Raw genomic sequence first — 23,793 nt, 5'->3', positions numbered from 1 at the left:
CCGGCCGCGGCGGCCGGGGGCTGAGGGGTCCGGCCGCGGCGGCCCGGGGCTGAGGGATCGGTCCCGTCAGGCGACCACGCGGATGGTGCGGAGTTCGGCTGCGTCGGCGTCTTGCTCGTTCCCTTCTGCGGAGGTGCCCGTGTCGGCGTCCGGCAGGACCATGCCGGAGCGCACGCCGGACTGCAGGTAGTCGAGTACCTCGGCGGTGAGGCGTTCGCCCGGGACCGCGACGGGGATGCCCGGCGGGTACGGCGTGATCATCTGGGCGGCGATGCGCCCGGCGGCCTTGGCGGCCGGGACCTGCTCGGTGTCGGCGAAGAACGCGTCGCGCGGCAGCATCGCGGTCTCCAGGCGCAGTTCCGCCGGATCGGGGACGGCCACCGGCAAGGACGCCTTGGCCAGGCCGGTGGCGTGTTCGGGCAGCGCACGCAGCGCGGTCGTCAAGACCTGCGCGGTGGCGTCGTTGTCGGCGTACGAGAGTTGGGCGCTGATCCGCCGGTGGTCGCACACGTGCAGGTTGATCCGGTGGTGGTCGCGGAGCCAGTCGGCGGCGGCGTAGCCGGTGATGTCCAGGGCCGAGACGTCGACGACGACCTGCAGCGGATCGAGTGCGTAGGCCAGGCCCGGTCCGAGGAATTCGGTGCCGTCCACGTGCAGCCCCGGGATCTGGCCCAGTTCGCTGCGGACCCGGGCGGCGAGGGACAGGGCGTCGGAGAGCAGGCGTTCGCCGCGCTCCGCCATCTGCCGGCGCCACCCGTCCATCGCCGCGAAGATCAGGACGTTGGGGCTGGTGGTACCGAGGAGGTCGGCGCATGCGGCAAGGTGCGCGGGGTCGACGCGGTCGCCTTGCTGGTGGAAGACCGACCCTTGCTCCAGGCCGCCGCCCATCTTGTGCACGCTGGTCACGCACACGTCCGCGCCCGCGTCCATCGCCCACGTCGGCAGCTCGGGGTGGAACGGCAGGTGCGCTCCCCAGGCTTCGTCGACGATCACCGGTACGCCGTGGCGGTGGCACACTTCGGCGATCCCGGCCAGATCGGCGCAGGTGCCGTACGGGGTGGGGCTCGTCACCAGGGCGCCGACGGCGTCCGGGTCGGCGGCCAGCGCCGCGGCATACGCCTCGGGCCCGGGCGGGTGGGCCAGGTGGAGCTCGGCGTCCCAGCTCGGGTCGATCCAGCACGGGCGTATGCCGCTCAGGACAAGGCCGGAGACCACGGACTTGTGCGCGTCCCGCGAGATCAGCAGCTTCTGGTGCGGGCGGGCGACCGCGAGCATGGCGCTCTTGACGGACAGGCTGCTGCCGCAGGTGGTGAAGAAGGCCCGGTCGGCGCGGACCGCGTCGGCCATGAGGGCCTCGGCGCGCTCCAGGACCCGGCCGGACGCGGTGCGGTCGTCGAGTCCGGCCACGGCCAGGACGTCCGCGCCGAACACGTCGGAGCCCAGCACCTCGCGGACGCGGGGATCGGTGCCGCGGCCCTGCTTGTGCCCGGGTGGTGTGAAGGGCACGAATCCGCGGCGGTGGTAGGCGGCGAGCGCGTCGAGGACCGGAGCTCGCGAGTGGTTCATGCGCGTCTTCATGGCGCGCGGCTACCCGGAGATGGTCTTCGTACGCGGGAATCGGGGTCGGCGGGGACTGGCGGGGGCGGGCCGGGGCAGCGTGCGGGAAGCGGCCTGGAAGGGCCTGAGGAGGTCATGATGTACAGCCTTGGCGCACTTATCGGCAGGCCCGCGGGCAACTCGGCGGGGCGGTATCGCGACAACGCCATGGTGGCGGTCGTCGTGGTGTCGGCGATGACGCAGGGGTGGGTCGCGGTCTATCGGCGCGGATGGGCGTTCGTCGTCCGGCGCAGCGGGGAGGGGCTTCCGGAGGACGGCTGATCAGCCCCGGGCCTTCTTGGCGCGGAGCCGTTCCTCCGGTGGCCACTTGCGGGTGTCGCGGGGCCGGACGTACGGCTCGTCGTCGGGCGGGTGGCCGCCCGCGATCGCCCGCTGGCGGGACAACTCGGCGTCGAACTCCAGGCCCAGCAGCACGGCGATGTTGGTCACCCACAGCCAGACCAGGAAGACGACCACGCCGGCGAAGGTGCCGTACGTCTTGTTGTAGGTGGCGAAGGTGGCCACGTAGAACGCGAAGCCGGCCGAGGCGACCAGCCAGATCACCAGGGCGAGGAAACTGCCCGGGGTGATCCAGCGGAATCCGCGGCTCTTGGCGTTCGGGGCGGCCCAGTAGAGCAGCGCGATCATGAGGATCACCAGGGCCACGAGGACGGGCCACTTGGCGATGTCCCAGACGCGTACCGCCGCGTCCCCGACCCCCAGCGCGGCACCGGCTTGGCGGGCGAGCGCTCCGGTGAAGACGACGATCAGCGCGCTCGCGCAGGCCAGGACCATGAGGACGAGTGTCATGGCCAGGCGGAGAGGCGTGAGTTTCCAGACCGGGCGGCCTTCGGGGATGTCGTAGACGACGTTGGAGGCCCGGATGAAGGCCGCGACATAGCCGGACGCCGACCATACGGCGAGCACCAGGCCGACGACGGCGAGTACTGATCCGGTGCCGGTGCTGGACTGGAGGTCGCGTACTGCGTTGGTGAGCACGTCGCGTGCCGCGCCAGGAGCCAACTCGCCTATGTTGTCGAGAATTTCGCGGGTGGCAGCGGCGCCGGCGAGGCCGAGGAGCGAGACGAGCACCAGCAGCGCGGGGAAGAGCGAGAGCACGCCGTAGTAGGTCAAGGCTGCTGCCCGGTCGGTGAGTTCGTCTTCCTGGAACTCGGCGGCGGTGCGCTTGAGCACGGCCCACCACGACCGTTTGGGCAGCTCCGAAGGCTCGTCGGGGGCATCCCGCAGAACCGCGGGGTCAGGCCCGGGCGGTGGTTCTGGGTCTTGTCTTCTTCGTCGGATCCACGCCATGCAGAGCAGCTATCCGGAACCTGCGGACGCATGCGGGCGACGTATCAGCGGGCGCGATGCGGGTAGCGCCGGGCACACAGCCGGCGCAGAACGGACGAACAGCGGACGCAGCCGGCACACCGGACGGTATTTGCTTGATCACAAGGAGGCGGCGACATGAGCTACGACCCGCATGCGAAGGCGCAGCGGCGCTACGGGCGCCGCGACATGCGTATCGACAACGCCGGCCACAGCCCGGCCGCGTGGATCGGCGTGGCGGTCATCCTCGCGGGCTGCCTCATGGCGGCGATCGCCTTTCCGACGACCGAGGTCTGGCTCTTCTGGACGGGGGTCGGCGTGGCCGTGGTCGGTGCGTTCCTGGGGAAGATCCTGTCCCTGATGGGCCTGGGGATACCGCCCGGTTACCACCAGGAGGGCGACGTCGAACTGCGCGACCGGTTCGTGGACGAGGGGCGTGGCGGCCGCCGAAGCGGGTAGCGCCGGGGCTCCGGCCCATCCCTATGCGAAGAAGGAGCGATGCAACATGACGCAGGTCGAAGAATCTGTCGAGGTGGCGGTCCCGGTCCGTGCGGCGTACGACCAGTGGACGCAGTTCGCGGACTTCCCGCGCTTCATGGACGGCGTCGAGCGCGTCGAGCAGATCGACGCCACGCACACGTACTGGGTGACGAACATCTCCGGTGTGAAGCGGGAGTTCGCTGCCGAGATCACCGAGCAGATCCCCGACGAGCGCATCGCGTGGCGCAGCCGCAGCGGTCCGGACCAGGGCGGCGTGGTGACGTTCCACCGCCTCGACGACACGCATACCAAGGTGATGCTGCAGCTCGACCACGACCCCGAGGGCATGGTCGAGAACGTCGGCGACAAGCTCGGCTTCGTCACCCGCAAGGTCCGCGGCGACCTCGAACGGTTCCGCGAGTTCATCGAGACCCGCGACGGCAACGCCACCGGCGCTTGGCGCGGCGAAGTCTGATCCGTCCGCCGCGTCCGGACGCCCGATCCGAGGAGAGAACACCTTGCCCACCGACGACACGCGGGCGGAAGGGCTACGCGCCCGCCTCCGCGCACCAGCCCGGGAGCACGACTCCGCCGAACCGGCGAAGCCCCGCGTCCCGGTGCCGGGCCTCGGCCCGGACGACGGGTTCGACCCGGAGATCCTGAACCCGCCCGGCGACTCGGCGCGGGGCGGCGCCCGCCGCCCGTCCAAGCTGGTCACCGGGGCGACGGCCGTACTCGTGGTGGTCCTGGTCGTACGCGGCCGCCGGCGCCGCAACGCCGCGGACGCCGCCGACGCCGCGGCCGGCGCGACCGTCTGACCGGGGCTGGTGCCGGTGCCGGCCGTCACGAGTCCGCCGACGGCGCAGCGGAACGGACGGCATGGACGCACGACCGCATGCCCGGCATCGGCGCCGGTCCTGGCCGCGCGGCCGGTGGCGACGTAGCGGCGTGAGCGAGCGGCGCGGCGGCGCGGCGGCGCGGCGGCGCGGCCGGCACTGGACCTGGCTGTACGCGGCTGATGGCCGCGCCAGACCTCACGACCCTTTGCCCGGCGCGTGCGCCCGGCCTTCACCGCCACCACCACCCGGCAGACGCCGTTGCTGCGTACCCCACCTGTACGTTCAGTGCCATGCGCAGCGAAGCCGGCCTCATCGTCACGACCCCCCACGCGCCGATGGGGCGGGAACGCTGATGTTCTGGTGGCTGAACAGGGCAGATGCCGCCGGGGCGCTCCTGCGGCATCTGCCCGCGGACACGTACGACGCGGTCCTGGCGCGGATCCCCGCCGAGACTCGGACCCGCGCGCTTACGTCGGCCGGGTCGTCCCTCGACGCGCTGACCGACCACGAGCTACGCCGCGGCGACCCGGCCGGCCTGGCTGATCTGGCGGCGAACACCCGCCTCGGCCCATCAGGCCAACGGCGTCTCGCCGCAGCCCAGATCCCGCAGGTCGACGAGGCGCTCCTGGCACGCCGCGAGCTCGACGGCGGCGTACTCGGCACGCTGATCGCCCGCACACCGCACGCTGCCGACACCGTGGTCGCACGCATGTGGGAGAGCGCCACGGTACGGGCACGGCCGCTGCTTGCCACGTCGGATCTGGACGTCGTCGCATCAGCCGTGGCCCAGATCGGGCAGCCCGCGCCGCTGGACGACCCGCTCTTCGTGGACGCCGTACTACGCCTGTGGCAAGCCCGCGACACCGAAGGTGTGTACGCAGCCCTGCAGCCAACCGGCATGCGCGCCACGGCAAAACACCTGCGCTTGCTGCAGCCGTACCTGACCGCGCCCGCCGGCCGGGAACGCCTGACGAAGCACGCTGCCGCGATCGCCGGCCCCGACGCGCAGGCCCGGCGCGTAAGCCTCGGCAGCCGCAACTACCGCGCCGAGGACATCCTGGCGGGCGAGCTCACCCTCGACTGGGCCGGCCTCCTCCACGTCCACCGCCACCAGCCCTTCAACGACCGGGTCCGCGCCGCACTCCTCGCCCACCCCGATTGCCCACCCGACGCGGTGGCGCCACTACTGCGCGGCCTGCGACGCCTCGACCAGCGCCTGATCGACGCCATCTACGCGGGCACACTCACCGCCGAAGACGTAGTCCGCCACACCGCCCCCGCCTGGCCGCTGCTCGGGCTGATCGAACGCTTCTGCTCCCCGATCGGCCGTACCCCCTGGGTCGGTTCGCCCTTCCCTTTCCTCTACGCCCTCCTCGGCCTGGCCCCGTTCCGCCCCCTGCGCGACGACGTGGACGCATGGCTGCGCCTGATCCGCCTGGGCCCGCACTTCCCCGGCACACTCCCCGAACTCGTCGACACAGCCCGGCAACCCGCCCCAGTCCCCGACTACAGATGGGCCGTCCACGGCGCCAGAGGCAACCCAGAAGCCCTGCTGCTCCTCCTCGCTCCACCCACCACCGCCGTACGGCTCGTCGAGCAGTTCCACCCCCACGAACGCGCCTCGGGACTCACATGGCGCCGCGTCCCCCTCCACCCCGAAGTAGCCCACGCCACCGGCCACCCACGCGTCGTCCAACCCGTCCCCAACCGCGTCCCGATGCCCGTAGAACCCCCAGAGTTGCTCTCCCGCGACGACGCCCTGGCTGCCCTCCTCGACCACCCACTCCAGCTGAGCGAATCCGTCCGACCAGGCTCCCGCTGGATCTGGCCCGCCCTCGGCCACCGCCTCATCGAAGGCGCGGACCTGATCACGAAGGCCCACCCGGCAGCAGCCGCCCTCGCCGTAGTCGATCTCTGCCGGACAACAGTCCCCCAAGCCCACACCAACGCCACCAAGGCGCTCCAAGACCTGATCACCACCCACCTCTCCACCCCACAATCAGCCGAGACCTGGACCATCGCCCTGGCTCTCCTCGACGAGTTCTCGGGAACCGTTAGGGAACTCCTCACCGCAGCCTCAGCAGCAGCGGCGGTGGATCGTCGGCGTCAAGGATCCTGAGACCATTGCCGAGCACTCTTGGCGTACCCCGGTCATCGGCTCCGTGCTGGCGATGATGGAGGGTGCCGATGCCGGACGGGTCGCGCTGCTGTGTACGTTCCATGACTCGCAGGAGACCCGCGTCGGCGACATCCCCTGGGTCGGTCGCCGCTACCTGCAAGCCGCGGACAACCGCCAGGTCACTGCCGACCAGCTCGCCGACGCGCATCCGGCTGTCGCGGCCGGCATCGCCGAAGCGGTCGACGAGTACGAGCGGGGCGAGACTCTTGAAGCCCAGGTCGCCCACGACGCGGACCGGCTCGAGTGCATGATCCAGGGACTCGAATACCTCGAACAGGGCTATGCCAATGCCCAGGAATGGGTCGACAGCACGCGGGCCAAGCTGAAGACGGCCTCGGCGGTCGCTCTGGGCGACGCCTCGCAGGGTCTGTCGTCCACCGAATGGCAGCGGACTTTCCTACGTGGCTGAGGCGCTGCTCCGTATCAAAGGACTCGACGCGCTGCGAAGGACCGGCATCGCACCTTCGGCCTGATGGATCTTGCCGTACGAACACCCCTGATCTGTAAGGGAATCACTCGACGGTTCCACGAAGCGCTCTCGCCGGCATGCCCGAGGAACGCGTCATCCTCCGCGCCTGCCCCGAGCGCTCGAAAATCGGTGGAGATGCGTTGCTGAGCGTCATTACCTTGTGTCCGAGCCAAGTCGCCTAGGCAAGGACGTGCCGTTGTACACCCTGTGAGACCTCCCGAGAGCTGATGTGTCGCGCGTCGCGTATGTGCGCCGCGCTCCTCTTTGCTGCGGACTTCTCACTGAAATCGGTGTACTTCTGTGCTCCATCGCTGGGTGGTCATGCCCACCTGCCTGCCGACCGTTCTCCGCCGTTGCCACGTGTGCGCGTCCGAGCGCTTTCGGGCGAACGGCAAGTTCCGCGTCAACGCAAACCATAAGAACCTCGACGCCTGGCTCCTTGTGCTCTGTACCGCTTGCGGGGACACGGCGAAGCTCACGGTTCTCGAGCGGACGAACGTGCAATCCGTACGGCCTGATCTGCTGGAGCGGATGCATGGGAATGGCCCTGGCCTGGCAGCCGAGTTGCTCCAGGATCCGGTCGTAAAGCGCTGTAATCGCATAGCCCTGGACTGGGACGGCGCCTGGCGTCTCGACACCGGCGGATCGGATCATGTGGGCCGCGAAGTGATCGACGTCGCGGTCCGCTTTGCGGCCCGGATCCCAGTCCGGCCGGTGCGGTTGATCGCCGAAGGTTGCGGTCTTTCGCGGGCCGAGGCCGAGAGGCTGATCGCGGAGGGGAAGCTCGTTTCGGCATCCCGGTTGAGCGGCAAGCTCTCCGGCGACTTCACCTTCACGCTCAAGCACTGAGCCCTCGTCTTGCTGTGGAGCTTCGCGTCCGCGAAGGCCGGTACGAGGAAATCCGCGGGCTGTACGCGTGGGCCGGTGGGATCATGCTTGCTTGTGACAACTAGTGCTTTTGGCGAGCAGGTGCTGCGTAATCGGCGGGCAGTGCGGGTGCGGCTGGCTGTGCAGATTTCGGCTGTGTTCGGGGCCGTGCTCTTTGTCTTGACGGCGTACGGTGAACCGCTCGCGTTCCTCGGGGTGCTCGCCGGGTCGTGGGTGGCTCGCAAGTGGCTGCATCTGGGGTGGTGGCGGGCCTGCGCGCCGCTCTTCGGGATGCGGGTCGTGGCGGTGAAGCACGGGTCGGGGCGTCCGGACGAGGTCCGGATAGCCGGCGACCGGCTGATCGTGCGGGGAGCTGTGGCCCTCGGGGCGTCGGTCGATGTCGTGCCGCGGGCGGAGGCGACCGGTCGGGTGCGCGTGTGGAGCGGATTCGCCTTGGAGTTGGCCGTGTTCGCCGCGCTTGCGGCCGCTGGGGTCGCAGGGTTGCCTGATGCCTGGGGAGTCGCGGTCGCCTTGGGAATCGGGCTCGGGGCGGTCGAAGTGTTCATGCCGTACGGGTTGTCGGCGACGCCCGGGTGGTTCCTCTTCGTGATGCCGTTCGCCGGACGCGAGGAGTTCTCGCAGTTGGCGCGCTCGGCGGGCGAGGTGCGGGTGCGCCAACTGCTGGACGTAGGCGACTTGGCTGCGGCTCGCACGGCGCTGGGTGCGTTGGATCCGGCGTCGGGCGCGGCGTGCGTCTTTGCGTTGGAGCTTCTCGTCCACGAAGGGCGGTACGAGGAGGCTGGCGAGTTGTACGCGCGGGTCGGTGGGAGTCTGCCGCCGGGGCCCGACCAGGCGCTGGCTGCGCAGCACTTCTTGCGGGCGGCCTGCTACTGGCTGGAAGCGTTCGTCCGGCGGCCCAAGGCAGCCGCTCCCCCGCCTGTGCCTTCATGGCTGGAGCGGGCGGCGCTGGACACCGCCGCCGCGCTCGGTTTGCGCCTGCGTCCCGCACAGCCGAGTACGGATGCGATCGCTGCGTACTTGCTGGCGTACGGGCCCGTCGCAGGAACGGCGACCATGGCCGACCGGGTTGCGCTCCAAGCCCGTTCGCGTCTCGTCGCCGCCCATGCGCTGTGCACGGCGGCGATCGCGTACAGCCTGGAAGGCAAGCGCGAACCCGCGGAGCGCGCCGTCCGCGAGGCCGAGAAGCTGGGGCAGAGCCTGCCCCGCGTCGCCTTCGCCTTGGCCGCGGTACGTGCGACGTTCGGCGAAGCGGCGGATTCGGTGCCGAAGCCGGACGACGGCAGCGCACCCCTGTCGCACGACAACTACCACGCCAAATACGGTACGGAGGAGGACGCTTGGCGCTGGTGACCTCCGGCGTGGGCGGTCGGGCTGTCGGCTGTCGACAGAGGCCGCCTCCCGTTCCGAACTCTTGGGCGCCCGGGCTAGGGCGGCTCGGTGGCGAGCAAACGTGGGCCGTCGGGTTACGGAGTCGCCGCCGCTTGCAGGATCGATTCGATCGCTTGCTCGAAGAGGTGACCGTAGCCGTTCACGAAAAGCTCAGCGCGCGATCCCGGACCCGCTTCGCGGTTCGGGACGCCGAGGCGGATCACCACCGAGTTCGGTGCGTGCAACGTGAATGCCTCGTAGCCTCCGCCGCACGCGTCCACGTCCGTGCTCACGTCCTTGTCGTGGAACACGAGTCCGCGGCGGGCGAGTTCGTCCCTGACGAGCGCGAGGTTGCGTCCGAACGCGATCCATCCGAGGGCGTCGTCGGCCAACTCGGCGATCAGATCGGGCCAGGCGTAGGGGTCCATGTCGCATTCCACGGCCCAGGGGTCGTCCGGTCCCGCGGCGCGGACGAGTGCGAGGTCGACACCGGGCATGGCGACCCAGCGCTCCAGGCCCGGGTGCACCTGAACCGCGAACATCCGGTACTCGGCACGTTCCTCGTCGTCCTCCTCCGCCGCGTCCGGATCGATCAGTCCCTCGGCCGGGCAGCCGCGCTCCACGAGCTCGGCCGCGAGCGCAACGATGTTCGCGCGCGCGAGGGCGTCTATGACCGTCTGGTCGCCGTCGTCTGGGGTGCCGGCGGATTCAGGGGTGTGGGTCATCGGTCGGTCGCCCTCCAGGTCGCCTTGCTTCATCCGTTTCTCTCATCCTGGTCTGACACGGCACCGTTTCGCTCCCAGGCCTGCATCCCCTTGCGGACGCTGCGGGACGGACGGTGTCCGGTGCGGCACGGATGCGCATTATGGCTACCGGGTACGGCCGGGTGTCGTGGGCGGCGTTACGGTGGGCTGTCCATTCCAAGATCCATTCTGCCGATGGGACCTGCTCTCCTCATGTACCGACCGCATGGCCATGTCCGAAACCGGCGCCTCCTGACCGCATCCGGCGCTGCCGGGCGGGGGCGTTCGCGGCGGGCGGCCGTGGTCGGAGCGGGGGTCTTGCTCGCGCTGACGATGACGGCCGCGTGCGGTTCCGGGGGCGACGACCCGGCCCAGGATGCGAACGCGGCAGGCACAGCCGGCAGGGGCGGCGACGGCGCATCGGGACAGGGCTCCGAGGCCCCGAAGGGGCCGCAGTACAAGGGGCCCGCGATACCGGGACTCGCGGACCGTCCGGCGTGGAGTGTGAGCGTCGAAGAGGCCGGTCTGTGCGCCGGGCGCGCGGACATCGTGCGCGGCCTGCAGGGCAGCCCGGACCCGGCCTGTGCGTTCGGCGACGCGGTGGTGTTCATCCGCAGCGTCTCCGCGACTCACGCGAAGGAGGGCTTCAAGGCGACGATCCGCGATGGCGCCACGGGCGCGGAGCGGGCCACGATCGAAGCGAAGCCGGCCGCGTCCGATGTCGCCATCAGCGCCGACAAGTTCGTGAAGGTCGGCTACTGGAGGGACGGTTCGCCCGCGCTGGTGGTCCGCACAGTCGCGCAGGCCGGCGCCGACGGGCTGAAGGCGGCGACGACGCGCACGACGCTGACGATGTACGCGCCGTCCGGCAAGGTGCTCGGCACCTCGGAGTTCGACGGGGACGTGCACCAGGACCCCATCGTGTGGGACGGCTACCTCGTCCCGTCCAGCGGGCCGTACCTTCCGATCGGCGGCGGCGCGGAGTTCAGGCCGCCGCGCGGCATGCTCTACGAGCACGCGTCGCCCGCGGAGAACTACCGGCGCGAGCCGCTGAAGTACTTCCTCCACGGCACCACTGAGTGCGGCGAGCCCGGGTGGTGCCCGAGCAAGCTCGTCGTCCGCGACATGTTCACGGACAAGGAGCTGTGGGGCACCAAGTCGATTCCCGTACCCGAACCGATCCGCGCCGCCGCGGCGGGCAAGGCGCCGTCGGTGTCCGTGGTCGCCGCCCGGGAGAAGCTGCTGCTCCTGGCGTGGACCGCGCCTTCCGGGGGCGCGACCACGTTCACCGCGCACGACCCCGCGACGGGCAGGCTCATCTCCCAGGGCCCGACCACGCCGCCCGGTGTGAAGCTTGCGGGCCCCACCAAATCGGGTGTCGCATTGTCGCCGGACGGCGGCATCGCCGTAGTGGCCCTGACGAAGGGCGCCGTCGCCTGGGAGACTGCCTCCGGCCGGAAGCTGTGGGAGCAGGCAGCGGACGAGCGGCAGTTGCGCCCGGAGGCCGTCTCCCCGAAGGGTGTGCTCTACGCCCTGCTGGACGGCGGTGGCACCGCGGCCCTCGACGCCCGGACCCACGCCCTCCTTGCCGAGAAGGTGCCCACGGTGCCGTCGTTCGGCGACACCTTCGGCGTCGTGCGCGAGGACAGCGGCAACGCCTACTTCGTCTTCCCCGTGGCCCCGCCCAAGTAGGCCACGCGCCCGCCCCGTCGGCTCCGCGCCGCGAAAGCGCGGCCTGTCGAACAGACTCAGCCCGACAAGCGGCGGAGCCAGCGGGTGCGGGCGTTGCGGGCGTCGTGGCTGAGGGTTGCGTGCGGGGCCAGGCTGTCGAAGCTGTGGGATCCGCCCGGCCAGACGTGGAGTTCGGCTTCGCCGCCGGCCTGCCAAAGGGCGTTTGCGTAGGCGACGGCCTCGTCGCGCAGCATTTCGGCGGAGCCGACGTCGAGGAAAGTCGGAGGCAGGCCGGAGAGGTCGGTGGCGCGGGCGGCGGCAGCGTAGGGCGGGACGTCGTCGGTGCCGTATCGGTCGCCGAGGTACGCCTGCCAGGCGGTGGCATTGGACGTGCGGTCCCACAGGCCGCGGCCGGACATCTGGTGGCTGGAGTACGTACGGTCGCGGTCGTCGAGCATCGGGCAGAGCAGCATCTGCCCGCGGAGCGCCGGACCGCCGCGGTCGCGGTTCAGGAGGGCGAGCGCCGCGGCGAGGCCGCCGCCGGCGCTTTTGCCGGCGATGACGATGCGGTCGGGGTCGATACCGAGGTCGGCGGCGTGTTCGGCGGCCCAGACGAGCCCGGCGTGGCAGTCGTCGAGGGGACCCGGGTACGGGGCCTCCGGGGCGAGCCGGTACTCGACGGACAGCGCCGCCATCCCGAGAGGCAGCACCCATTCCTCGACGACGCGCGGGAGCACGGACCAGGCGTTGCCCATCACCAGCGCCCCGCCGTGCATGTAGTAGACCAGCGGAAGCGGGCCGTCCAGGCCGCGCGGACGGGCGCTCACCAAGGTGACGTCAGGAGCTCCCGGCGGTCCGGGGACGCGCAGCTCCGCGAACTCGCAGCGCTCGTCGGTGCTCAGCTTGTCGAGCGTGGGGCGCGGACGGGCGGTGGCGTCCTGGGTCTGGCGGTCCGCGAGATTCGCCGGGGTGAGCGGACCGGGTGAGCGCCCGCGCACCTTGGCCAGGACTGCTTCCACCTCGGGGTCGAACGGCGGTGCCGCCGCGGGTTCCGGCGCGAAGTCGCGGACGCTCAAACCGATGCCTCCGGTGGGTCGGGCGGGCGGTCGGGCGCGGGGGCGGCCCCCGTCTCGTCCCCACGTTAGCCAGGGACAGGCAGTGCGGTGGAGGCGGAACTGCATGACGCCGGAAAGAGAAAAGGGACGTACGGCGCGAAAGCAGGACGCAGAACCGAAGGTCGGGAGCAGGACGCGGGAGCGGGATGCCGGGCCAACGGCCGGCAGGCCGCGGGCTGCGGGGCGCGGGGGTTGCGGCCGCGGGATCCAGCAACAGCACCCCAAGACGCAGGGCCGGACCGCGGTGCAGTCGCGGTTCGGCCCTGCGTCGGTTCTGGGCGGCCTGGCTGGCCTGACTGGCCTGGCTGGCCTGGCTGGCCTGGCTGGCCTGGCCGGCCTGGACGGCCTGGACGTGCCTACCGACCCGCGGCCGGGCCCGGCTTGGGTGTCGTGCGCGCGGTCTTCGGGCGGCCCGTGGAGCCGGACGCCGTCCTGGCCTTCGCCGCGGCGCCGTCGGCGCGGGTCTTGACCTCGTCCTTGGCGTCGCGGGCGGCGCTGCCGGCGCGGGTCTTGAGTTCGGCGGCCCGCTCCTCGACCTCGTGCTTGGCCTCGCGGCCGCGGTCCTTCGCGGTGTCCTTGAGCTCCTTGGCCTCGCGGGAGGCCGTACGCGTGGCCTCGTCGACCTTGCCGCGGATCCGGTCGACGACGCGCTCGCCGCGCACGGACAGGTCCTCGTACGCCTTGCGGGCCTTGCCGTACTGGTCCTTGGCGAAGCCGCCGGGGTCCTTGGAGACGGCGTCGAACGTCCCGCCGACCTGGGCACGCACGTCCGACGCGGTGTTGGAGACGCGGTAGCGCATCGACCGGGCGTCCGTGGGGATGTCGATCTTGAGGTCGGCGATCATCGAGGGGACTTCGCGGATCTTCTCGACCGCGAGGTCGCCCGCGCCGACGACGGCGTACAGCGGGTTGGGGTCGGTCGTGGTCTTCCTGCGGTCCATGGTGGTCGCCATGTGCTTTCCTCTTCCGGTTCCGGTGCGGGGGCGGAGTCCCCGCCGGAGTGCGGGTGCCCGACCCGCGCGCCGGCATGCATGCGCGGACGATCGGGAAGGGGAGCGCAGCAGTCCGGTTTGCCTGCCCCGCCCCGCGTCCCGCCTGCCCGCACCGCGTCACCGGTCGTCGCGCTGCGTCCAACTCATGGGCCGCACACCGAAGTTGCCGAACCCGCGCAGTGGGTGGACGTCGGCGTACCGGACCACATGCCGCCGACGCCGCCGTGCCGCGTGCTCCCGGAAGAGCAGGGCCATAAGAGCGGCGACCACCAAGAAGGCAGGTACCGCCACCCAGGTGAACGGCCAGGCGGACGTGACAGCAGCGATCGGGAGCGTATCCATGCCGCCGCGGCTACCCGGCCCGCCGCCGATGAGTCGCGGCGTTCCGAATCCGCGGAAAAAGCCAGGAGAATGCCAGGAGAACGCCAGGAGAAAGAAGGAGCCGCTCCTCAGCGCGACGGAAGGCGGAGGCGCTGGGCGCGCAGCGCCGCCCGTGCCGCGTTCGCGCCGCAGGCCCCGTGCACTCCCCCGCCCGGATGCGCGGACGCCGAGGCAAGGAACAAGCGCTTGACCGGAGTTCCCGGACCGCCGGTCCCCGGCACCGGGCGGAAGAAGAGCTGCTGGTGGATCGCCGCGGTGCCGCCGTTGAGGGCCCCGTCGACCAGGTTCTCGTTCATGGACTCCAGCACCGGAGGCGTCAGGATGCGCCGCCCGACGATGCGCGACGTCCAGCCGGGCGCGAAGCGTTCGACCTGGGCCTCGACGCGGGCGGCGAACGCCTCCGCCTCGCTCTCGTCCCAGCTCCCGGTCACCCGGCCGCCCTCGCCCAGGTCCTCGCGGATGCGCCGCGGCACGTGCGTGTACGCCCACACCGACTCCGTGCCGGCCGGCGAACGGGTGGGGTCCGCGGTGGTCATCTGGCCCAGCATCACGAACGGCTTCGCGGGCACCCGCCCCGAGGCGACCTGGACCGCGTGGTCGGAGAGTTCGTCCATGCCCGCGGCCAGATGAACGGTCCCGGCCTCGGCGGTCTCGGATGCCTCCCACGGGATCGGCCCGTCGAGCGCCCAGTCGACCTTGAAGGTGGCCAAGTCCCATTGGAATCGGCGCATATCGCCGCGCAGCGCGGGCGGGAGGTCGTCCCAGGACACCAGGCCGCCGTAGAGCGCAGGCGCGGCGACGTCGGCCAGAACGGCCTTGCGGGCCCGGACCGGGTCGCCGTCGGCAGTGACCACGCCCAGCGCCGTGCCCCGCCGCACCACGACGGACGCGACCCGCGTACCGCAGCGCACCGCACCCCCGCGGGACTCCAGGCGCCGGACGAGCGCATCGGTGAGCGCGCCCGCGCCGCCGACCGGGGCGGGCCAGCCGTGCTGCTCGCCGAGCATCGCCAGCAGCCAGCCGAACACGGTGCTCGGCGGCGCCTCCGGGTGCAGGTCGGCGTGCAGCGCGCAGCCCGCGAGCAGCATCGCGGCGCCGGCGTCGGGCCCCGTGAACTCCTCCTCGCCGAGGCGGCGTACCGGCAGCGTGAGGAACCGGGCCAGGCGCAGCGCCTCGGAGGGCTTGAGCCGGGCGGCCAGCGCAAGACCGGTGCGGACCGGCGGGAACGGTTTGAGCAGGGCGTCCACGAAGTGCGGGTCGAGCCGGTCCCAGAGCGCGGCAAGCCGGCGCCAGGCGTCGGCGTCCGCGGCCCCGAAACTGCGTTCGAGCCCGGTGGCGGTCGCCTCGGTGCCGCGGCGCACCACCGCGCAACGCCCGCCGGGCAGCGGATGCGCGAGCACCGCGGGGGCATGGCTCCAGCGCAGCCCGTGCTCGTGCAGGCCGAGTGCGGCGATGGCGGGAGAGGCGACCGCGAGCGGGTGGAAGGCGCTGAACAGGTCGTGCACGAAGTCCGGGTGCACGCCGCGGTCGCTGCGCACCGCGCCGCCGGGTGCGGGCTGCGCCTCCAGGACGAGGACGCGCCAGCCGGCATCGGCCAGGATGTTGGCGGCCACGAGCCCGTTCGGCCCGGCGCCCACGATCACGGCGTCGGCATCGGCGGCGTCGGTCATAAGGCCTCCTCAGGGCTCCTCGGGTCCCGGCACACGGGTACCGGCACACCGGTCCCGGCACGTGGTCCCGCGGCACAGATGATCATCATGGCACCCGCGTGGCGGCTGCCCGGCGACCGCATGGTCATGCAGGTCAGCGGACGAAGACCCTGCGCCTGTTCCGGCTGGTCCGTCCAGGGTCGCCGGCCGAGACAGCCGGCTGAGACAGCCGGCCGTCGCCGTTCGCATGTGTCGCAGTCCCGGTACGGGGTAGCGGCGGCGCGGGCCGGAACGACTGCTGATCATGCGGACGGCAGCGACGGCCCGCGACGAGAGGAGCCGGCCGTGGCCGATGGCCCCGACCCCCGTACGGAACACTCGGCGCCGATCTCCACGCCGACCCCTGACGACGTCCGCGCGAAGGCGGAAGAGCATGGTGCCGTGCGCGGCCGCGGGGGCATGGCGGGCCGCCGGAAGCCCCTGTTCGGCGCTGCGGCGGCGACGGTCGGGCTGCTGGTCTGGCGGCGTTCGCGCGCGAAGTCCCGACGCAAGGACTCCCACAACTGAGACTGAGCGAGACCTCCGGTAGGCCCACGCGGCGCCGGAGGCCCGCACAGCTCACGAGAGGGCCTCGGGCGGACACGCGTTCGACGGCGAGGGTGCGACCTGGTGTCTGCACCGAGGCCGGAACAGCCGGGCCGATTCCCCGGGACGGTCTCTCTCTTGCGCGCTGCCCCGCGTATCGCACTCCATGCGGGAAAACTCCCATGCCGGGCAATCTCCTCGCCGGGCAATACCCGGCTCCTTGACGCATGCACGTTGACGCATGCACGCGTGCATGACACGTCGGAGACCGGGTATCCGTGCCGGACACGGCCGACAGTGCCGCCGGGCGGAAGGAAACGCGCATGTTGATGGGGCATCCCGTGCTGCTGCGCAACCTGCTCGACCAGTACGAGGCACTGAGCAGCCTGAACGCCGCCGAAGGCTCGCCCGCGGCACGCCGCAGGTACGCGGACGTGGTCTACAACCTGTGCATCGCAACCGGTACGCGGGAGCTGCACGCCGCACTGGCCATTGCCCGCCGCCGCTTCCCCGCCCCGCGGGCCGACGGGCACCGCAGCCCGGACTCCGGTCCCCCGCTGACCGCGTGACGCGCACCTGATCACTTCCTGCCCCCGCGACATTGCCGGGTTGTGCCGGGAGTGTTAAGTCCCTTCCGGTGCCGTGGACATCGCGGCGGGGCCTGGGTTAGCTTCCAGGACATGGCCGTTCACGGGCGGTCTCACCTGGAACTCGGGGAAGGACAGCGGATGCGGCCGACATGCCTGCCGGTCACGCTGCTGACCCGGCGCCGGGCGATCGACCTGTGCCGGTCCGCCGGTTCGCGCTGTCGCTGATCCTCGGCGCGCCTCGGCCCTGTGCGCCCGGCCGATCCGCCTTCTGCCACGCACCTTCCTCTTCCCTTCCCCGCGTGATTCCGTACGAGGACACGGCCGCACCGCGCCGCGGCCGTTCCGGCGCCTGCGTGCCCGGCTCCGCCCCCGTTCGCCTCCGCCGTCACGCCGGGATGCGCACTCCCGTTCCGGCCTTCCGCTCCCCGGAGGAGAACACCCGTGAGCCCCACACCACTTGCCGTCCTCGACCTGCTCCCGCTCAGCCAGGGCGACACGCACCGTGAAGCCGTGGCGAACGCCGTCGACCTGGCCCGCCGGGCCGAGGAATTCGGCTACACCCGCTACTGGTTCGCCGAACACCACCTCAACCCGGGTGTGCTGGGCGTCTCCCCCGCCGTGGCCATCGCGCTCGTGGGACCGGCGACGCGCAGCATCAGGCTCGGGTCCGCGGGAGTGCTCTTCGGCCATCGCACGCCGCTGTCCGCGGTCGAGGAATTCGGCCTGCTCGACGCGGTGTTCCCCGGCCGCCTCGACCTGGGCATCGGCCGCTCGATCGGTCGCCAGCCCCCGAAGCAGCCCTCGGATCAGGCCCCGAATCAGGCCCTGAATCGGGAGCCGGCACAGACGCCGACGCAGCCTGCACAGCAGGCACCGGCCGAACCGCCCACCCCCCATTCCGACCCCGCGGTCACCGCGCTCAGCACCTATCGGGCGAAGCGCGGCGGCGTCGACCACAGCACCGACCGCCGTACCGCCAACGGCCTCCTCCTCCCCGCGCAAGTGGACATCGCCAAGATCGCGGACCCGGCGCGCGTCGGCGCGCTGCTGGGCCTGCTGCAGCAGCCGGGGGCCTGGACGCCGGAGTACGACGGGCAGATCGCCCAGGTGCTCGACCTCCTCGCGGGCGACTACCGCACCCCGGACGGCACGGCGGCGCACGCCTACCCGGGCGAGGGTGCCGACCTGCAGGTCTGGGTGCTGGGCGCGTCGGGCGGCGAGAGCGCCCGGACCGCAGGGGCGCGCGGCCTGCGCTTCGCGGCCTCGTACCACCACAGTCCCAGCACGGTGGTGGACTCGGTGGAGGCGTACCGGGCGGCGTTCCGGCCGTCGGAAAACCTCGACCGGCCGTACGTGTCGGTCTCCGCGGACATCGTGGTCGCCGACGACGATGCGACCGCCCGTGAACTGGCCGCGGGCTACGCACTCTGGGTGCGCAGCATCCGCCGCGGCCTCTCGGCGATCCCCTTCCCTTCCCCGGAGGAAGCGCTCGCGCACGAGTGGAGCGAGGCGGACCGCGCCCTGGTACGCGACCGGGTGGAGACGCAACTGGTCGGCTCTCCGGAGACGGTGGCCGCCCGGCTCGTGCAGCTGCGGGACGCGACCGGCGCCGACGAACTGGCCATCACCACGATCACGCACCGGCATGCGGACCGGGTGCGGTCGTACGAACTCCTCGCCAAGGCCTGGGCGGATCGCGGCTGACCGGCCCCGGGCCGCGGCCGATCCGCCCTCATCCCGCACCCGAAGCCCGGCAACGGGAAGGCCCGGCAGCCAAGTCGGCTGCCGGGCCCGCAATTTGCCCGTCTTCCCGGATCGCGCCCGCCCTGTCAGCGGTAGAAGACCTCCGCCTTGCCCGTGGCCGCGCTCCACATGACGTAGCCGCCCTGGAAGTCCTGCCGCCGGTACCCGTCGGACGGCGCGAACTCGTCGGAGGTCGGGAAGCCGAGCCGGCCGCCTTGCCAGCCGACCCTGGCCCACGCGTCGCGGATCCCGCCGTGGACCTCGTGGGCGCCGGTGGCGGGGCTCCAGAACACCGAGCCGCGCTGGAAGTGGTTGTAGGCGCCGGTATTGCCCGCGGTCGGCAGCTCGTTGGTGATCGGATAGCCGAGGAAGCCGCGCTCCGCGCCGAGTTCGGCCCACTTGTTGCGGACCGCGCCGTGCACCTCGAATGCCTCGCCGGTCGCGGGCGACCAGTAGACGGCACCGCGCTCGAAGGTGCCGAAGCGGCCCTGCCCGTCCGCCGCGGCGGTCTCGTTCGAGGTCGGGAAGCCGAGGAAGCCGCAGCGCTCCTTGAACGAGGCGTAGGTGATCCAGATGCCGCCATGGACTTCGAAGACGCGCCCCTCACCGGGCGTCTCGATCAGCGCCCCGTTGCCGAACCGCACCCGGGTGAGCGGCTCCGCTCCGCCGGAACTGTTCTCGCACCGCGTTTCCTCGTCGCCGACGGGGAAGCCGAGCCACAGGTTCGCGGTGCGTGCGTCGGCGTACTTGGTGCGCATCCAGTGCGCCCCGGTGGCCGCCGATTCCAGGACCACGCCGCCGCCGAACACGGTGACCTGCCCGCCGGGGACGTCCGCGGTGTCCGCCGCCGGCATCCCCATGGGGCCGTAGACGTCCTTGCTGCGCAGGTATGCGCCCAACGCGCCGAGCGTCATCGCGGTCCTTGCGATGATCGCGCCGTGCTCGTAGTTCTGCGCCGGGAAGTGGTGGGGGAAGACGTACCGGTCCCCGACCGGATTGCCGAGCCAGGATCCGGGTCCGCCCAGCTCCGCGTACTTCTCTTCGATGGGCCCCCGGCTGTACGTCGCCGAGGTGGCGAGCACCCGTCCGCTGCTGTCGACGGCCCGGAACCGGTACAGCGCGCCTTCCCACCCCAGCGTCGCGGTCACCTTCGTGTAGAAGTCCGTGGCCGGGAACGCGGCGACCTTGCGAAGGGCGGTCTCTCGCGCGCCGGCCCAGACCTCCCATGTGGCCACGTCGGTCGCCCCCGCGAGACTGACTATCGCGGCCAGGTCGCCACCGATGTTGCGGTCGTGGCATTCCGGGTACACCACCAAGCCGAGTCCGGACTGCGACCAGACCTCGCGCTGGACGCGGTAGGGCTCGTATTCCGGGAAGCGCCCTTCGAACGCCACGGCCCCGCTCGGGGTGTACTCCCGGACGATGCGCTGAGCGCCGAAGGTGACGAGGTAGTTGCCATTGGGGAGCGGCTGGCTGCCGCCGGTCCCGGCGTCCGGCAGCGCCGGGCTGGGGACGAACTGCCTGCTCAGCGCGGCGGTTTTCGCCTGCTCGTTCAGCGTGTACGCGACCGCTCGGGCAGTGCCGGGTGCGGGATGGTCGTCGAAGACGCTGAGACGGCCGTCCGCTTGGCGGCGGACGTCTTGCGGGCGGGCGAGTCCGACCGGGTCTCCGGACACAGTGACCGTGCTGCGTTTTCCCCCGAGCGTCCAGGTGATGGTCCTGGCCGCCCGGTCGAGTTTGTAGACGGCGCCGGTATTGGTGGCGGAGAGCAGGAAGTTGCCGTCCGTGTCATAGGTCGCGGCGTTGAGATGCAAGTAGTCGCCGGAGGAACCGAAGTCGACCGTCGAGTCGCCGAGGGGGATGCCGCCGGGGCCGAGGCTCTTCCACTCGAACAATGTCTCCCCGGTCGCAATGTCGATCTCGCGGACCACGCCTTGCAAGGCGACGCCTTGTGCTGGTCCGCCGTAAGGCGAGAGGTCGACCGGAACGCTTTCGGACGTCGACAGGAGGACGCGGTTGCCGTCCGCGGATGGCGTGAGGTTGTGCTCGACACCGCTGCGGTCTTCCAGGTCGGCGATTTCCCTGATGAATTGCCCGGCCATGTCGCGGATATGCCAACCCCCGAAGACCCGGTGCACCACCACCCTCTGTCCGCGGTACTGAAACGTTCCGGTGTCGCTGCGCGGCCTGGCGCCGGAGAACCCCAGGATCACCCTGCCGTCGTCGGCGAAGCCGATCTGGCCGTGGCCCCACCCGCTGCCGGGTGACGCGAGATCCGCCATAAGGACACCGGGAGCCGCACCGGGTGTTCGCGGCACGGTGATCTGCAGGTCGTTTTCCCAAGCTCCCTCCGTACACCCGAGCGGCCGCTCATCGGCGGCAGCGGCGGGCCCTTGGACCGCGAACAGCCCACCGGACACCAGCACCGCGCCCGTGGTGACCAGTGCTGTGGTGCGACGCCGTGCGAGTCTCACAGAGATCCCCCAAAACCGAGATGGCTCCCTTCCGCCGGCTCACCCCGGGGGAGGGAGTTTGTCATCATGAAGAGACTTGAGCGGCATGCCGGGTTGCACAGACTCACCGCAAAAGCGGCGGCGCCTCCGGACAGATGTCCCGAAGGCGCCGCCGCTCTGCGTCCCCCTGCCGTCAGCCGCCCACCGGGACGGCCGCCGTGTCGGACAGGTCGGCGGTGGCCGGGCTCCCCCACCCCCACGGCGGGTCCGGGATCTCGCGCCGGAGGACCGGTGCGACGTCGGACTGGAACAGCTCCAGCGCACGGTGGTGGGTCGCGGTGTCCAGGCCGGTGGCGTCGGCGGACAGGTGCAGGACGGTGTGGCCGAGGTGTTCGTGGTAGCGGTGGACCTTCTCCACGATCTGCTGCGGGCTGCCGATCAGGGCGGAACTGCGTTCGAGGTAGTCCTCGTAGGTGGCGAACACCGGTTCGATTCCGTGCTGCTGCATGAAGGCGAGCTGGTGTTCGAAGGCGGGCCGGTACGTGGCCAGGGCGTCCTGCGAGCGCTTCTCGACGTGGAAGCCCGCAGTCCCCGCCCCCACCGCCAGGGCGGCCGGATCGTGCCCGTACGCCGCCCACCGCTCGCGGTAGTGGCGGACCAGCTGAGCGTACGGCTCGACGGGATTGGTGACGTTGGCCGAGAACAGCGGGTCGCCGTAGCGTGCGGCCAGGTCGACCGATTCGCGGCTCGTCGCGCTGCCGTGCCAGATGCGGATGGGCTGCTGCAGCGGCAGCGGCCACACCTCGGCGTCGGCCAGCTCGGGCCGGAACCGCGGCCGGGCGGTGACCTTGTGGTCCCGCCAGATGCGCAGGAACAGCTCGTACGACTCGGCGTTGCGCGCCCACTGGTCCTCGGGCGTGACGCTGAAGAGGCGGCGCTGGGCCTCGCCGTTGCCCTTGCCGATGATCAGTTCGAGGCGCCCGTCGCTCAGGTTGTCGAGGGTGGCGTAGTCCTCGTAGGCCCGGACCGGGTCGAGCAGGCTGAGCGTGGTGACCGCGGTGAACAACCGGATCCGGGACGTGACCGCCGCGATGTGGGAGAGCACGACGGGCGGCGAGGAGGACACGAAGGGGTACTCGTGCCGCTCCCCCACTCCGAACCCGTCGAAGCCCAATTCCTCGGCCACCCGGGCGGATTCGACGACCTGCCGGAAGCGCTCCCGGGTGGGCACCGCACGTCCGGTGGCCGGGTCCGGAGTGTGCACGATGAGCGTGATGGTCAGGAACTTCACGACGCGTTGCGCTCCTCTCCGGCGGCGCGGCCGAGGCGCTGGGGCGGGCGCAGCCCGAGGTGGTCGCGCAGCGTCTCGCCCTCGTACTCGGTCCGGAAGGCGCCGCGCTCCTGGAGCAGCGGGACGACCGTGTCGGCGAACTCGTCGAGACCGCCGGGGGTGATGTGCGGGACGAGGATGACGCCGTCGGCGGCGTCGTTCTGCACGAGTTCGTCGATGCGGTCGGCGACGGTGGCCGGGCTGCCGACGAACGCGTGCCGGCCGTGCAGCTTGATGACCAGCTCGCGGGAGGTCAGCTTCTCGGCCTCGGCCAGTTCGCGCCATTCGCGGGCCACCCGGAGCTTGTCCGGTCCGGACACCGTGTCGGCGCGGCCCCGGGAGAGCGTCGTCTCGCCGACGTACGGGTCGACCGAGGGCAGCGGGCCGTCCGGGTCGTGGTCGGACAGGTCGCGGTTCCATACGCGTTCCAGGAAGGCGATCGCGGTGCGCCCGCTGACCTGCTGCCGGGCGACCTCGCGGGACCGCTCGGCGGCCTCCGCGTCGGTGGCGCCGAGCACGAAGGTCGCGGCGGGCAGGATCTTCAGGTCGTCGCGGGCCCGGCCGTAGCGGGCCAGCCGGCTCTTCACGTCGCGGTAGAACGCCTGGCCTTCCTCGAGCCGGGCGTGCCGGCTGAAGATGGCGTCGGCGGAGGAGGCGGCGAATTCGCGGCCTTCCTCGGAGTCCCCGGCCTGGAAGATCACCGGCCGGCCCTGCGGGCTGCGCGGCACGTTGAAGCGGCCGGAGATGGAGAAGTGCGCGTCGTGGTGCGCGAACCGGCCTGCGTCGGGGTCGGCGAGGAAGGTGCCGGACTCCTTGTCGGCGAGGATCTCGCCGCCGTGCCAGGAGTCGAACAGCTCCCAGGTGGTGTGCAGGAAGGTCCGGGCGCGCTCGTACCGCTGGTCGCGCGGCAGGAAGCCGCCGCGGCGGAAGTTCTCGCCGGTGAAGGCGTCCCAGGAAGTCACCACGTTCCAGGCGGCGCGGCCCGCGGAGAGGTGGTCGAGGCTGGCGAACTGCCTTGCCACTTCGTACGGTTCGTTGAAGGTGGAGTTGATCGTGCCGGTCAGGCCGAGGCGGTCGGTGACCGCGGCGAGGGCGGCCAGGACGGTGAAGGTGTCGGGGCGGCCGACGACGTCGAGGTCGTAGATGCGGCCGCGCTGCTCGCGCAGCCGCAGGCCTTCGGCGAGGAACAGGAAGTCGAACTTGGCGCGTTCGGCGGTCTGCGCGAAGTGCACGAACGACTTGAAGTCGATGTGGCTGCCGGAGCGGGGATCGCTCCAGACCGTCGTGTTGTTGACCCCGGGGAAGTGCGCCGCGAGATGGATCCGCTTGCGGGGGCGGTCGTTGTGCCGGGCCGGTGGGTCGACGGCGTTGCTCATGGCTGGTGGTGCCTTTC

Annotated in this window: 23 protein-coding genes; 13 read left to right on the top strand and 10 right to left on the bottom strand. The window is 71.5% G+C overall.

All coding sequences use genetic code 11. The features are described from left to right. Window positions 1–66 precede the first annotated feature (66 nt). Window positions 67–1,566 carry an aminotransferase class I/II-fold pyridoxal phosphate-dependent enzyme gene (locus tag LZ495_RS16410; protein ID WP_235052952.1) on the bottom strand — a complete coding sequence of 500 codons (1,500 nt, stop codon included), beginning with the start codon at window positions 1,564–1,566 and terminating at the stop codon, window positions 67–69. Between the two features lie 126 nt (window positions 1,567–1,692). Here LZ495_RS16410 and LZ495_RS16405 point away from each other — a divergent pair, with 126 nt between their 5' ends. Beyond that, window positions 1,693–1,878: a hypothetical protein gene (locus LZ495_RS16405; RefSeq protein WP_235052951.1), complete on the top strand. Its 186-nt coding sequence runs from the start codon at window positions 1,693–1,695 to the stop codon at window positions 1,876–1,878. Here LZ495_RS16405 and LZ495_RS16400 read toward each other — a convergent pair whose 3' ends face one another. Next, a complete protein-coding gene (locus tag LZ495_RS16400; RefSeq protein ID WP_235052950.1) occupies window positions 1,879–2,907 on the bottom strand; it encodes a YihY/virulence factor BrkB family protein in 1,029 nt (342 codons plus the stop codon). A 156-nt stretch (window positions 2,908–3,063) separates the two neighbouring features. Between LZ495_RS16400 and LZ495_RS16395 the strand changes: the two genes are divergently transcribed. The 7 genes from LZ495_RS16395 to LZ495_RS16365 all read left to right on the top strand — a co-directional run bounded on the left by LZ495_RS16395 (window position 3,064) and on the right by LZ495_RS16365 (window position 9,130). Next, window positions 3,064–3,384, top strand: coding sequence for an HGxxPAAW family protein (locus LZ495_RS16395; RefSeq protein ID WP_235052949.1), 321 nt, complete (start codon window positions 3,064–3,066; stop codon window positions 3,382–3,384). Window positions 3,385–3,430: 46 nt separating this feature from the next. After that, window positions 3,431–3,880, top strand: coding sequence for an SRPBCC family protein (locus tag LZ495_RS16390; protein WP_235052948.1), 450 nt, complete (start codon window positions 3,431–3,433; stop codon window positions 3,878–3,880). Window positions 3,881–3,923: 43 nt separating this feature from the next. Next, window positions 3,924–4,223 (top strand): hypothetical protein, encoded by a 300-nt coding sequence (locus tag LZ495_RS16385; RefSeq protein ID WP_235052947.1) that lies wholly within the window; start codon window positions 3,924–3,926, stop codon window positions 4,221–4,223. Window positions 4,224–4,596: 373 nt separating this feature from the next. Further along, window positions 4,597–6,363, top strand: a complete 1,767-nt coding sequence (locus LZ495_RS16380) for an amino acid adenylation domain-containing protein (RefSeq protein ID WP_235052946.1) — start codon at window positions 4,597–4,599, stop codon at window positions 6,361–6,363. Beyond that, window positions 6,341–6,832, top strand: a complete 492-nt coding sequence (locus tag LZ495_RS16375) for an HD domain-containing protein (protein ID WP_235053100.1) — start codon at window positions 6,341–6,343, stop codon at window positions 6,830–6,832. Before LZ495_RS16380 ends, LZ495_RS16375 begins: the two co-directional genes overlap by 23 nt. 381 nt (window positions 6,833–7,213) lie before the next feature. Then, on the top strand, window positions 7,214–7,741 hold the full coding sequence (locus tag LZ495_RS16370; RefSeq protein WP_235053099.1) for a DUF1062 domain-containing protein: 528 nt from the start codon (window positions 7,214–7,216) through the stop codon (window positions 7,739–7,741). 141 nt (window positions 7,742–7,882) lie between these two features. Continuing rightward, window positions 7,883–9,130, top strand: coding sequence for a hypothetical protein (locus tag LZ495_RS16365; RefSeq protein WP_235052945.1), 1,248 nt, complete (start codon window positions 7,883–7,885; stop codon window positions 9,128–9,130). A 113-nt stretch (window positions 9,131–9,243) separates the two neighbouring features. On the opposite strand, the gene LZ495_RS16360 is transcribed toward LZ495_RS16365, so the two are convergent. Further along, on the bottom strand, window positions 9,244–9,906 hold the full coding sequence (locus tag LZ495_RS16360; protein WP_235052944.1) for a hypothetical protein: 663 nt from the start codon (window positions 9,904–9,906) through the stop codon (window positions 9,244–9,246). A 489-nt stretch (window positions 9,907–10,395) separates the two neighbouring features. Between LZ495_RS16360 and LZ495_RS16355 the strand changes: the two genes are divergently transcribed. Beyond that, window positions 10,396–11,583 carry an outer membrane protein assembly factor BamB family protein gene (locus LZ495_RS16355; RefSeq protein WP_235052943.1) on the top strand — a complete coding sequence of 396 codons (1,188 nt, stop codon included), beginning with the start codon at window positions 10,396–10,398 and terminating at the stop codon, window positions 11,581–11,583. Window positions 11,584–11,639: 56 nt separating this feature from the next. Here LZ495_RS16355 and LZ495_RS16350 read toward each other — a convergent pair whose 3' ends face one another. From LZ495_RS16350 to LZ495_RS16335, 4 genes are all read right to left on the bottom strand, one after another. Further along, a complete protein-coding gene (locus tag LZ495_RS16350) occupies window positions 11,640–12,638 on the bottom strand; it encodes an alpha/beta hydrolase (RefSeq protein WP_235052942.1) in 999 nt (332 codons plus the stop codon). Window positions 12,639–13,033: 395 nt separating this feature from the next. After that, a complete protein-coding gene (locus tag LZ495_RS16345) occupies window positions 13,034–13,630 on the bottom strand; it encodes an apolipoprotein A1/A4/E family protein (RefSeq protein ID WP_235052941.1) in 597 nt (198 codons plus the stop codon). Between the two features lie 156 nt (window positions 13,631–13,786). After that, window positions 13,787–14,011, bottom strand: coding sequence for a hypothetical protein (locus tag LZ495_RS16340; protein ID WP_235052940.1), 225 nt, complete (start codon window positions 14,009–14,011; stop codon window positions 13,787–13,789). Between the two features lie 107 nt (window positions 14,012–14,118). Next, window positions 14,119–15,720: a phytoene desaturase family protein gene (locus LZ495_RS16335; protein ID WP_235052939.1), complete on the bottom strand. Its 1,602-nt coding sequence runs from the start codon at window positions 15,718–15,720 to the stop codon at window positions 14,119–14,121. Window positions 15,721–16,044: 324 nt separating this feature from the next. Between LZ495_RS16335 and LZ495_RS16330 the strand changes: the two genes are divergently transcribed. From LZ495_RS16330 to LZ495_RS16320, 4 genes are all read left to right on the top strand, one after another. After that, the gene (locus tag LZ495_RS16330) at window positions 16,045–16,266 is read left to right on the top strand and encodes a hypothetical protein (RefSeq protein WP_235052938.1); all 222 of its coding nucleotides are present in this window, start codon (window positions 16,045–16,047) and stop codon (window positions 16,264–16,266) included. Between the two features lie 341 nt (window positions 16,267–16,607). Further along, window positions 16,608–16,853 carry a DUF5133 domain-containing protein gene (locus LZ495_RS16325; RefSeq protein ID WP_235052937.1) on the top strand — a complete coding sequence of 82 codons (246 nt, stop codon included), beginning with the start codon at window positions 16,608–16,610 and terminating at the stop codon, window positions 16,851–16,853. Window positions 16,854–16,964: 111 nt separating this feature from the next. After that, on the top strand, window positions 16,965–17,099 hold the full coding sequence (locus LZ495_RS45285) for a putative leader peptide (RefSeq protein ID WP_372498579.1): 135 nt from the start codon (window positions 16,965–16,967) through the stop codon (window positions 17,097–17,099). A 216-nt stretch (window positions 17,100–17,315) separates the two neighbouring features. Beyond that, complete coding sequence (locus tag LZ495_RS16320) at window positions 17,316–18,578, top strand: LLM class flavin-dependent oxidoreductase (RefSeq protein WP_235052936.1); 1,263 nt, start codon at window positions 17,316–17,318, stop codon at window positions 18,576–18,578. Window positions 18,579–18,703: 125 nt separating this feature from the next. Here LZ495_RS16320 and LZ495_RS16315 read toward each other — a convergent pair whose 3' ends face one another. The 3 genes from LZ495_RS16315 to LZ495_RS16305 form a co-directional block, all read right to left on the bottom strand. Then, window positions 18,704–20,899, bottom strand: a complete 2,196-nt coding sequence (locus LZ495_RS16315) for an arylsulfotransferase family protein (RefSeq protein WP_235052935.1) — start codon at window positions 20,897–20,899, stop codon at window positions 18,704–18,706. A gap of 364 nt (window positions 20,900–21,263) precedes the next feature. Beyond that, window positions 21,264–22,361: an LLM class flavin-dependent oxidoreductase gene (locus LZ495_RS16310; RefSeq protein ID WP_235052934.1), complete on the bottom strand. Its 1,098-nt coding sequence runs from the start codon at window positions 22,359–22,361 to the stop codon at window positions 21,264–21,266. After that, a complete protein-coding gene (locus LZ495_RS16305) occupies window positions 22,358–23,776 on the bottom strand; it encodes an NtaA/DmoA family FMN-dependent monooxygenase (protein ID WP_235052933.1) in 1,419 nt (472 codons plus the stop codon). The genes LZ495_RS16310 and LZ495_RS16305 overlap by 4 nt, the downstream gene beginning before the upstream one ends. Window positions 23,777–23,793 lie beyond the last annotated feature (17 nt).

The sequence above is a fragment of the Yinghuangia soli genome (assembly GCF_021502675.1).
In the GTDB taxonomy this organism is placed as follows: domain Bacteria; phylum Actinomycetota; class Actinomycetes; order Streptomycetales; family Streptomycetaceae; genus Yinghuangia; species Yinghuangia soli.
This window is presented reverse-complemented; position numbering and strand designations above follow the sequence as displayed.

Excerpts from the sequence above, each read along its gene's own strand:
- LZ495_RS16410 (WP_235052952.1), bottom strand. The coding sequence starts at position 1,566 with ATGAACCACTCGCGAGCTCCGGTCCTCGACGCGCTCGCCGCCTACCAC.
- LZ495_RS16405 (WP_235052951.1), top strand. The coding sequence starts at position 1,693 with ATGATGTACAGCCTTGGCGCACTTATCGGCAGGCCCGCGGGCAACTCG.
- LZ495_RS16400 (WP_235052950.1), bottom strand. The coding sequence starts at position 2,907 with ATGGCGTGGATCCGACGAAGAAGACAAGACCCAGAACCACCGCCCGGG.
- LZ495_RS16395 (WP_235052949.1), top strand. The coding sequence starts at position 3,064 with ATGAGCTACGACCCGCATGCGAAGGCGCAGCGGCGCTACGGGCGCCGC.
- LZ495_RS16390 (WP_235052948.1), top strand. The coding sequence starts at position 3,431 with ATGACGCAGGTCGAAGAATCTGTCGAGGTGGCGGTCCCGGTCCGTGCG.
- LZ495_RS16380 (WP_235052946.1), top strand. The coding sequence starts at position 4,597 with ATGTTCTGGTGGCTGAACAGGGCAGATGCCGCCGGGGCGCTCCTGCGG.
- LZ495_RS16370 (WP_235053099.1), top strand. The coding sequence starts at position 7,214 with ATGCCCACCTGCCTGCCGACCGTTCTCCGCCGTTGCCACGTGTGCGCG.
- LZ495_RS16360 (WP_235052944.1), bottom strand. The coding sequence starts at position 9,906 with ATGAAGCAAGGCGACCTGGAGGGCGACCGACCGATGACCCACACCCCT.
- LZ495_RS16345 (WP_235052941.1), bottom strand. The coding sequence starts at position 13,630 with ATGGCGACCACCATGGACCGCAGGAAGACCACGACCGACCCCAACCCG.
- LZ495_RS16340 (WP_235052940.1), bottom strand. The coding sequence starts at position 14,011 with ATGGATACGCTCCCGATCGCTGCTGTCACGTCCGCCTGGCCGTTCACC.
- LZ495_RS16335 (WP_235052939.1), bottom strand. The coding sequence starts at position 15,720 with ATGACCGACGCCGCCGATGCCGACGCCGTGATCGTGGGCGCCGGGCCG.
- LZ495_RS16325 (WP_235052937.1), top strand. The coding sequence starts at position 16,608 with ATGTTGATGGGGCATCCCGTGCTGCTGCGCAACCTGCTCGACCAGTAC.
- LZ495_RS45285 (WP_372498579.1), top strand. The coding sequence starts at position 16,965 with ATGGCCGTTCACGGGCGGTCTCACCTGGAACTCGGGGAAGGACAGCGG.
- LZ495_RS16315 (WP_235052935.1), bottom strand. The coding sequence starts at position 20,899 with ATGGCGGATCTCGCGTCACCCGGCAGCGGGTGGGGCCACGGCCAGATC.
- LZ495_RS16305 (WP_235052933.1), bottom strand. The coding sequence starts at position 23,776 with ATGAGCAACGCCGTCGACCCACCGGCCCGGCACAACGACCGCCCCCGC.